Origin of the sequence: Streptomyces sp. NPDC057638, assembly GCF_042800315.1 — a bacterium.
GTDB lineage: Bacteria > Actinomycetota > Actinomycetes > Streptomycetales > Streptomycetaceae > Streptomyces.
This window is the reverse complement of record NZ_JBHVHF010000311.1, coordinates 1-8885: the sequence shown is the minus strand read 5'-3', so window position 1 is coordinate 8885 and position 8885 is coordinate 1. Positions and strand designations below refer to the sequence as shown.

Below are 8885 nucleotides of genomic sequence, written 5' to 3'. Positions count from 1 at the left end.
GCCGCTCCCGAGGAGGTGAGCCCGGAGGCCACCGAACCCCGCACACGAACGACAGCGGCAGCGACGGACACCGCACCCGGCCCACGGGCCACCCGGCCGGGCCCCGCACCCGGCCCCCCGGCCCACCCGGCCACACGGCCACCCGGCCACCCGGCCGACCCCGCACCCGGCCCCCGGACGACGGCGGCGGCCGCCCCCGGGACGGACCGCCGGACACGGGACGCACCCGGCCGCACCCCCCGACGGCGCACCAGAGCGCGGCGGCGGATCCGGCCTCACCACCCCGGCGGCAGCCAGGCGCGGCAGCCAGGCGCGGCAGCGACCGGCCGTGGCCAGCCCCCACGGTCGGCCCCGGCGGGCAGGCGTCCTCAGCCCCGGCCCGCCCAGATGTTGGTGCCCTCGGTGTCGACGGCGAAGACGTCGATCTCGGCCAGCTCGGCGTCGCTCAGCGGCGCCCCCGCCAGCGCCCCCACGTTCTCCTCCAGCTGCGCCACGCTCGACGCCCCGATCAGGGCGGAGGTCATCCGCGGATCCCGCAGCACCCACGCGATGGCCAGCTGTGCCAGCGACTGGCCCCGCCGGGCCGCGATGTCGTTGAGCCCGTTCAGCCGGCGCAGGACGTCCTCGGAGAGGAGGCCGGGGTCGAGCGACTTGCCCTGGGTGGCCCGCGAGCCCTCCGGGATGCCGCGGAGGTACTTGCCGGTGAGCAGGCCCTGGGCGAGGGGGACGAAGGAGATGCAGCCCATGCCCTCCGCCTCCAGGGTGTCCAGCAGCCCGTCGTCCTCGATCCAGCGGTTGATCATCGAGTAGGACGGCTGGTGGATCAGGGCGGGTACGCCCATCTCCCGCAGCAGCCGGGCCGCCCGCGCGGTCTGCTCGGCGTTGTAGGAGGAGACACCCACGTACAGCGCCTTGCCCTGCTGGACGGCGGAGGCCAGGGCCCCCATCGTCTCCTCCAGCGGGGTGTGGGGGTCGAAGCGGTGGGAGTAGAAGACGTCGACGTACTCCAGACCCATCCGGCGCAGGGAGGCGTCCAGGGAGGAGAGCAGGTACTTGCGGGAGCCCCACTCGCCGTAGGGGCCGGGGTGCATCAGATAGCCGGCCTTGGTGGAGATGATCAGCTCGTCGCGGTAGGGCGCGAAGTCCTGGGCGAAGAGCTTGCCGAAGTTCAGCTCGGCGGAGCCGGGCGGCGGGCCGTAGTTGTTGGCCAGGTCGAAGTGGGTGATGCCGAGGTCGAAGGCGCGGCGCAGGATCGCGCGCTGGGAGGCGAGGTCCCGGTCGTCGCCGAAGTTGTGCCAGAGCCCGAGGGAGAGCGCGGGCAGCTTGAGGCCGGAGCGACCGCTGCGGCGGTACTCCATGGCGTCATAGCGCTCCGGGGACGCGAGATAAGAGGAGGAATCAGTCACAGAACGATCCTTATCACGGAGTTGTGACAGACCGGGTTGGGTCCCCGCCCCGTGCCCGCAGTAGTGTGGCGGCCTCAAGGGGAAGCCGCACGGCACGGGGGTTTGCCGGGCGCGCGCGGGCCTGTGTGGCGCCGCGCCGCAGGTAAGCGGAACCCTGGTACATGTGACCCCCGGACCTCCGCCCATCGTCTCCCGGACCCCGGCACGCGCCGGACGGCTTCCGGCGCACGGGGCGGGGATGCCCGGCAGAATCGAGAGGTGGACTCCGTGAACCTGCGTGACCTGGTGTACAGGCTCTACGCACGCCGGGTGGAAGGCCGACTGGACCACGCCCAGGTGCCCAAGCACATCGGAGTCATCCTCGACGGCAACCGCCGCTGGGCCAGGGCGGCCGGAAGCACCGCCGCGGAGGGGCACAAGGCGGGGGCCAGCAAGATCCAGGAGCTGCTCGGCTGGTGCGCGGAGACCGATGTGGAGGTCGTCACGCTCTGGATGCTCTCCACCGACAACCTCGACCGCCCGGACGATGAGCTGATCCCCCTGCTCGGCATCATCGAGGACGCGGTCCGCGCGCTCGCCGCCGACGGGCGCTGGCGGGTGCACCACGTGGGCACGCTGGATCTGCTGCCCGCGCGCACCCAGACCGTACTGAAGGAGGCCGAGCAGGCCACCCTCGACCACACCGGCATACTCGTGAACGTCGCCGTCGGCTACGGCGGCCGCCAGGAGATCGCGGACGCGGTCCGCTCGCTGCTGCTGGACCACGCGGAGAAGGGCACCGGCTTCGAGGAGCTGGCCGAGATCGTCGATGTGGAACTGATCTCGGAGCATCTCTACACCCGGGGTCAGCCCGATCCGGATCTCGTCATCCGCACCAGCGGGGAGCAGCGGCTGTCGGGCTTCATGCTCTGGCAGAGCGCCCACTCCGAGTACTACTTCTGCGAGGTCTTCTGGCCCGCCTTCCGTAAGGTCGACTTCCTGCGGGCGCTGCGTGACTACGCCGCCCGGCACCGCCGTTACGGCAGCTAGGCCCACTCTCCCGGAATCGAACACCCGCTGTTCACCGTCCCGTCGTCGTCCGGTCTGGCATGGCCGCGGGTGTTCGAGGGCATATCCCTCCCAGGTCGATGTCCGTCCCAAGGACATCGGATCTCGTGGATGGCTTCCCGCCATCCACCCGGGAGGCCCTTTGCACACGACGGATCGCACCCCCGGTGCGGACCACGCGGAGGGCCGGTGCTCGGCCCGCGCACTGTGGCCTGAAGCCCGGCTCCACCCCCCGCCCGTCGGCGGGGGAGGTCCTCCGCCGCCTCCGGCAGGAGGACTCAGGCCCGCGACGGCGTCGCACCGCCGACCTCAGCCGAGGGGGTACGTCCTTCCGTGGTGAACAGTACGAAGCGCCGGATGCCCGACAGGCGCACTTATGTCCTCGACACCAGCGTCCTGCTGGCCGACCCGAACGCCCTGACCCGTTTCGACGAGCACGAGGTGGTGCTGCCGATCGTGGTCATCACGGAGCTGGAGGCCAAGAGGCACCATCCGGAACTGGGGTATTTCGCGCGTCAGGCGCTGCGGCTGCTCGATGACTTCCGGGTGCGCCATGGCCGTCTGGACGCCCCGCTCCCGCTCGGTGACCTCGGTGGCAGCCTCCGGGTCGAGCTGAACCACTCGGATCCCGGGGTGCTCCCGGCCGGTTTCCGGCTCGGGGACAACGACTCGCGGATCCTGGCGGTGGCGCGCAATCTCCAGGCCGAGGGGTATGACGTCACCGTCGTCTCCAAGGATCTGCCGCTGCGCATCAAGGCGTCCTCGGTCGGGCTGCTCGCCGAGGAGTACCGGGCGGAGCTGGCCATCACCGACTCCGGCTGGACCGGGATGGCCGAACTCCCGCTCAGCGCCGACCAGATCGACCTGTTGTACGCGCAGGAGCGGATCGAGGTCCCCGAGGCGGACGGACTGCCGGTGCACACCGGGCTCGTGCTCCAGTCGGAGCGGGGCAAGGCGCTCGGCCGGGTCACCGCCGACGGCGGGGTACGGCTGGTCCGCGGCGACCGGGAGGCGTTCGGTATCCACGGCCGCAGCGCGGAGCAGCGGGTCGCGCTGGATCTGCTGCTCGACCAGGAGGTGGGGATCGTCTCGCTCGGTGGCCGCGCGGGCACCGGCAAGTCGGCGCTCGCGCTCTGCGCGGGACTTGAGGCGGTGCTGGAGCGGCGTCAGCACCAGAAGGTGATGGTCTTCCGGCCGCTGTACGCGGTGGGCGGCCAGGACCTGGGCTATCTCCCCGGTACCGAGGCCGAGAAGATGAACCCGTGGGCACAGGCCGTCTTCGACACGCTCTCGGCGGTCGCGGGCCGGGAGGTGATCGAGGAGGTACTGGAGCGGGGCATGCTGGAGGTGCTGCCGCTCACCCATATCCGGGGCCGTTCGCTCCATGACGCGTTCGTCATCGTCGACGAGGCCCAGTCGCTGGAGCGCAATGTCCTGTTGACCGTGCTCTCCCGGATCGGGGCCGACTCGCGGGTGGTCCTCACCCATGACGTGGCCCAGCGGGACAATCTGCGGGTCGGCCGCCATGACGGTGTCGTCGCCGTGGTGGAGAAGCTGAAGGGGCATCCGCTCTTCGCCCATGTCACGCTCACCCGCTCGGAGCGCTCGCAGATCGCCGCACTGGTGACCGAAATGCTGGAGGAGGGTCAGATCTAAGGGGATATCACCCGCGTTGGCGCCGCCTCGGAATGGGTCCAGCAGCCTAATGGGGCGGCGCTTCGCTGTGGGGGTGTATCCAGAAACCTCTTCCGTCACAGAGGTGTGAGCTATCCCACGCGATGAGGAATTGCCTCGCGGCGTCGCCGTCCGGCAGAGTCTTGCTTCCGTCAGGCCCCGCACACGACACCTCAGCACCCCTGGTGGTGCCCACAATTCAAGAACGTCCGTCGTGTGCCGCCCAAGCCGTACCGGACTGTTCCCGCGTGGAGCCGACCACGGGCCAGCGCCTACTGTGACCCACTGCGGTGGAGGCCAGTGCCAGGGGCACGATGCGTTCGCGGGGTCACCTGTGCGGGCGATGCTGGAAGGAAAGCGTGTGAGCCGGATCTCGGTCCGGGGATTCGCCGTGGCGTCCGCCACCGCGGTCACCACCGTCGGAGCCGTTGTAGGTGTCGCCTCGGGCGGGACCCCGTCGGGCGACACCATGGAGTCGGTCGCCGCCGACGCCACCCTCCTCGCCGACATCCCCATGGGCCAGCAGGCCCAGGTCCAGGTCGCGTCGTTGACCGAGCAGGCCGACGCGCAGGCCGCCGCCGCCGACGCCTCCGCCCGTAAGGCCGCGGAGGAGTCCGCCCGCGTCCAGGCCGCCGAGGCCGCGAAGGCCAAGAAGGCCGCCGCCGAGGCCAAGGCCAAGGAGGAGCGCGAGGCTCGGGAGAAGAAGGAGAAGGAGGAGAAGGAGGAGCGCGCCAGCCGCGACGCCGTCCGCTCCGGCAACTTCGCCCAGCAGAGCTCCTACACGGTCGCCGAGGTCAAGGCCATCGCCCGGCAGATCATCCCCGGTGGCCAGTTCCAGTGCTTCAGCAACATCGTGGAGCGCGAGTCCACCTGGAACTACAAGGCCGAGAACCCGTCCTCGGGTGCCTATGGCCTGGTCCAGGCGCTGCCCGCCAACAAGATGGCCACGGCGGGCTCCGACTGGCGCACCAACCCGGCGACCCAGATCAAGTGGGGCCTGAGCTATATGAACGAGCGCTATGGAAGCCCCTGCGGTGCCTGGGACTTCTGGCTGGACAACCGCTGGTACTGACCCGGCGACCGCTCAACTCCCCGGAGCCCCCTGCCGTCTTGCGGTGGGGGGCTCCGGTCGTCTTGCGTGTACCGTCGTTGCTTCCGGGGGTGCTGGTGACCAGGGGCTCCGGGAAGGAACCATGGGGGGAAGAAGCGTCATGTCACGAGTGCCAGGATGGCTCGCGCGGGTGGGCGACGGTCTCACCGGGGTCGCGGAGCGCCTGGGGGAGCGCCGGGTACGGGAGGACGAGCGGGAGGGCGAACGGGAGAACGTACGGGATGAGAACCGTGCGTACCTGGTGAGATCCACGGAAGCCGCCCGCGGCACGGACGGCACCGCGGGCGAGGAGCCGCCCCCGCCGCATGTCCCCGCCGCACCGACCGCACCGACCGTATCGTCCGTCCCGTCTCCGGCATCGCGGAAGGCCCCACAGACCCCGCCGGCGAAGTCGGCGAAGGAGCTTCCCGCCGCGACCGAGGGCGCGGACGCCCTGGAGACGGTCCCCGCGCCGCCGGCGTACGCGCCCGCCGTCGCGGCACCGCCGGATCCGGTGGCCGCGATCCCGTGGGGGATCCGGGTCGCCGCCGAGGCAGGCTGGCGGCTGCTGGTGCTGGCGGGCACGCTGTGGGTGCTGATGAAGGTGATCAGCGCGGTCCAACTGGTGGTCCTCGCCTTTGTCTCGGCGCTGCTGATCACCGCGCTGCTCCAGCCCACCGTCGCCCGGCTGCGCCGGGCCGGTCTGCCGCGCGGACTGGCGACCGCCGTGACGGCGGTGGCGGGGTTCGTGGTGATGGGCCTGGTCGGCTGGTTCGTGGTCTGGCAGGTCATGGAGAACATCGGTGACCTCTCCGACCGGGTCAGGGACGGTATCGAGGAGCTGAAGCGCTGGCTGCTGGACAGCCCCTTCCATGTGACCGAGAGCCAGATCAACGATCTCGCCAAGAACCTCTCCGACACCATCGGCACCAACACCGAGGAGATCACCACGGCGGGCCTCCAGGGCGTCACCGTGCTGGTGGAGGTGCTCACCGGGATCGCGCTGGCGATGTTCTCCACCCTCTTCCTGCTGTACGACGGGGAGCGGATCTGGCACTGGACGCTGAAACTGGTCCCGGCGCAGGCGCGTCCCGGGGTGGCCGGTGCCGGGCCCCGGGCCTGGCGCACCCTGACCGCCTATGTGCGCGGCACGGTCCTGGTGGCGCTGATCGACGCCGTCTTCATCGGGCTGGGGATCTGGTTCCTCGATGTTCCGATGGCGGTGCCGCTGGCCGTCTTCATCTTCCTCTTCGCCTTCATCCCGCTGGTGGGCGCGGTGATCTCGGGCGCGCTGGCGGTCGTGGTCGCCCTGGTCACCCAGGGGGTGTTCACCGCGCTGATGGTGCTGGTCGTGGTGCTCGCGGTGCAGCAGATCGAGGGGCATGTGCTCCAGCCGTTCATCCTCGGCCGTGCGGTGCGGGTCCATCCGCTGGCGGTGGTCCTGTCGGTCGCGGTGGGCGGGCTCACCGCGGGCATCGGCGGCGCGGTCGTCGCGGTCCCGCTGGTCGCCGTCACCAACACGGTGGTGGGCTATCTCCGTTCGTACGCACGGGAACGGGCCCTGCTGAGGGTCGCCCATCAGCGCACGACACCGGCCGTGGACGGGGGAACGGAATGATCTCGGAGCCGGAGCTGGTGGGGGAGCAGGACGACTGGGGCCGTCCGGAGGAACTGGACGACCGGGGGCGGTCCGGGCCGCCGGAGCCGTCGGAGGAGCCGTCATCCGATGGCACCGCCACCGCCACCGCACCGGCCCCGGGTCTCCGTCGCCCCTGGTGGTGGGCGCTGGGCGGGGCGGTGCTGGCGTCGGCGGTGTGGGCGGGGGCGTTCTTCCTGTACGCGCCGGACGATGCCGGGCCGGGCCCGAGGAACCACCGCGAGGTCGGCAATCTCTGCCAGGAGGCCACGCTGACCTCGCTGACCGGTGCCCTGGGAGAGGCCGAACACCGCGAACCGACGGAGTTCCGCCATGCCGATCGCGACATGGTGATCTGTTCCGTGAACTTCGGGAAGGTCGACGCCAGTGTGAGCGTCCAGCTCACCTACACCCTGCACAAGCGGACCGACCCGGGCCTGGAGTTCGACGCGGCCGTCTCGGGGCAGGTGGCGCGGCTCGGCGAGCCCCTGCGGGTCACACGGGTGGAGGGGCTGGGCGAGCGGGCGTACTCCGTCGAGGGGCTGGGCCAGGCCTCGCGGGTGCTCCATGTGCTGGACGGACAGGCGGTGCTGGCCATGGACATCCACTCCGGGTTCAATCCGGAGGCCGGGGCGCAGCAGACCGATGTCTCGGGGCTGCGGCCGTACATGATCGAGGACGTACGGCGGCTGCTCGCGCGGCTGCGGGCCTGACGGTACGGGCGTTACACGCCGGAGGGGCTCCCCGACCTGGTGTCGGGGAGCCCCTTGGGCATATCAGCGCGTGGGACTACGCGAGGGCGGCCTCGGAGTCCAGGGTGGTGCCGACGGCCTGGACCACGGCGGCGATCTTGAACGCCTCCTGGATGGTCTCGCGGTCGACACCGGCCTTGCGCAGCACCTGCTCATGCGAGTCGAGGCACTGGCCACAGCCGTTGATGGCGGAGACCGCGAGCGACCAGAGCTCGAAGTCGACCTTCTCGACGCCCGGGTTGCCGATGACGTTCATCCGCAGGCCCGCGCGGAGCGTGCCGTACTCCGGGTCGGAGAGCAGATGACGGGTGCGGTAGAAGACGTTGTTCATCGCCATGACCGCGGCGGCGGCCTTGGCGGCGTTGTACGCCTCGGGGGAGAGCTGGGCCTTGGCCTCCGGCTCCAGCTCACGCAGGGCGATCGGGCTGCGCGAGGCTATCGCGGTGGCCAGGACGGTGCCCCAGAGCTGCTGTGCGGAGAGCTTGTCGTTGTTCCCGATGACCGAACCGAGGTTCAGCTTCAGGTCCTTGGCGTACTCCGGCAGCGCGGACTTCAGCGCGTCGAGGGCCATGGGTCACTCACCGGCCAGCAGGGCGACGGGGTCCAGGGTGGTCTCGCCCTTGGTCCAGTTGCACGGGCACAGCTCGTCCGTCTGGAGAGCGTCGAGGACCCGCAGGACCTCCTTGGGGTTACGGCCGACGGAGCCCGCGGTCACCATGGTGAACTGGATCTCGTTGTTCGGGTCGACGATGAAGACGGCGCGCTGGGCGAAGCCGTCCTCGCCCTCGATGCCCAGGTCGCGCATGAGCTCGTGCTTCGAGTCGGCCAGCATCGGGAAGGGCAGGTCACGCAGGTCGGCGTGGTCCTTGCGCCAGGCGTGGTGGACGAACTCGGAGTCGCCGGAGAAGCCCAGGATCTGCGCGTCACGGTCGGCGAACTCGTCGTTCAGCTTGCCGAAGGCGGCGATCTCGGTGGGGCAGACGAAGGTGAAGTCCTTCGGCCAGGCGAAGACGACCTTCCACTTGCCCTCGTAGGACTTGTGGTTGATGACCTCGAACTCCTTGCCGCTCTCCAGCGACACGCAGGCCGTCAGCTCGAAGGTGGGGAACTGGTCGCCGACAGTGAGCACGGTGTTACTCCAGGGTGCTGAGGGGTTGGACAGGAGCCACCTTGTCATACGCGCGATCACGGGTGAAATCGATCAATCGGGTCAGTGTGATTTGCCGGGGCGATCAATGGAGTGGCCGTCGCGGGGCGCCCCTGACCCGCGGGCGCCCCCC

At 70.5% G+C, this 8885-nt stretch carries 8 protein-coding genes; 5 read left to right on the top strand and 3 right to left on the bottom strand.

Annotation, left to right across the window (positions count from 1 at the left end; translation table 11 throughout):
* Positions 1 to 368 precede the first annotated feature (368 nt).
* Positions 369 to 1406 carry an L-glyceraldehyde 3-phosphate reductase gene (gene mgrA / locus ACFVIM_RS29270; RefSeq protein WP_384307496.1) on the bottom strand — a complete coding sequence of 346 codons (1038 nt, stop codon included), beginning with the start codon at positions 1404 to 1406 and terminating at the stop codon, positions 369 to 371.
* Positions 1407 to 1673: 267 nt separating this feature from the next.
* On the opposite strand from mgrA, the gene ACFVIM_RS29265 reads away from it, so the two are divergent.
* From ACFVIM_RS29265 to ACFVIM_RS29245, 5 genes are all read left to right on the top strand, one after another.
* Complete coding sequence (locus ACFVIM_RS29265; protein WP_384307494.1) at positions 1674 to 2435, top strand: isoprenyl transferase; 762 nt, start codon at positions 1674 to 1676, stop codon at positions 2433 to 2435.
* 351 nt (positions 2436 to 2786) lie between these two features.
* The gene (locus ACFVIM_RS29260) at positions 2787 to 4109 is read left to right on the top strand and encodes a PhoH family protein (protein ID WP_384307492.1); all 1323 of its coding nucleotides are present in this window, start codon (positions 2787 to 2789) and stop codon (positions 4107 to 4109) included.
* 361 nt (positions 4110 to 4470) lie between these two features.
* Complete coding sequence (locus ACFVIM_RS29255) at positions 4471 to 5199, top strand: transglycosylase SLT domain-containing protein (protein ID WP_384307490.1); 729 nt, start codon at positions 4471 to 4473, stop codon at positions 5197 to 5199.
* A 139-nt stretch (positions 5200 to 5338) separates the two neighbouring features.
* Positions 5339 to 6835, top strand: coding sequence for an AI-2E family transporter (locus ACFVIM_RS29250; RefSeq protein WP_384307488.1), 1497 nt, complete (start codon positions 5339 to 5341; stop codon positions 6833 to 6835).
* Positions 6832 to 7566, top strand: coding sequence for a hypothetical protein (locus ACFVIM_RS29245; protein WP_384307486.1), 735 nt, complete (start codon positions 6832 to 6834; stop codon positions 7564 to 7566). Before ACFVIM_RS29250 ends, ACFVIM_RS29245 begins: the two co-directional genes overlap by 4 nt.
* A gap of 76 nt (positions 7567 to 7642) precedes the next feature.
* On the opposite strand, the gene ACFVIM_RS29240 is transcribed toward ACFVIM_RS29245, so the two are convergent.
* Both ACFVIM_RS29240 and ACFVIM_RS29235 read right to left on the bottom strand, forming a co-directional pair.
* Positions 7643 to 8176 (bottom strand): alkyl hydroperoxide reductase, encoded by a 534-nt coding sequence (locus ACFVIM_RS29240; RefSeq protein ID WP_384307484.1) that lies wholly within the window; start codon positions 8174 to 8176, stop codon positions 7643 to 7645.
* A gap of 3 nt (positions 8177 to 8179) precedes the next feature.
* Complete coding sequence (locus ACFVIM_RS29235) at positions 8180 to 8734, bottom strand: peroxiredoxin (protein WP_384307482.1); 555 nt, start codon at positions 8732 to 8734, stop codon at positions 8180 to 8182.
* Positions 8735 to 8885: the final 151 nt, after the last annotated feature.

Coding starts and splice junctions, on each gene's coding strand:
- ACFVIM_RS29255 (WP_384307490.1), top strand. CDS start 4,471: ATGCTGGAAGGAAAGCGTGTGAGCCGGATCTCGGTCCGGGGATTCGCC.
- ACFVIM_RS29240 (WP_384307484.1), bottom strand. CDS start 8,176: ATGGCCCTCGACGCGCTGAAGTCCGCGCTGCCGGAGTACGCCAAGGAC.
- ACFVIM_RS29245 (WP_384307486.1), top strand. CDS start 6,832: ATGATCTCGGAGCCGGAGCTGGTGGGGGAGCAGGACGACTGGGGCCGT.
- ACFVIM_RS29250 (WP_384307488.1), top strand. CDS start 5,339: ATGTCACGAGTGCCAGGATGGCTCGCGCGGGTGGGCGACGGTCTCACC.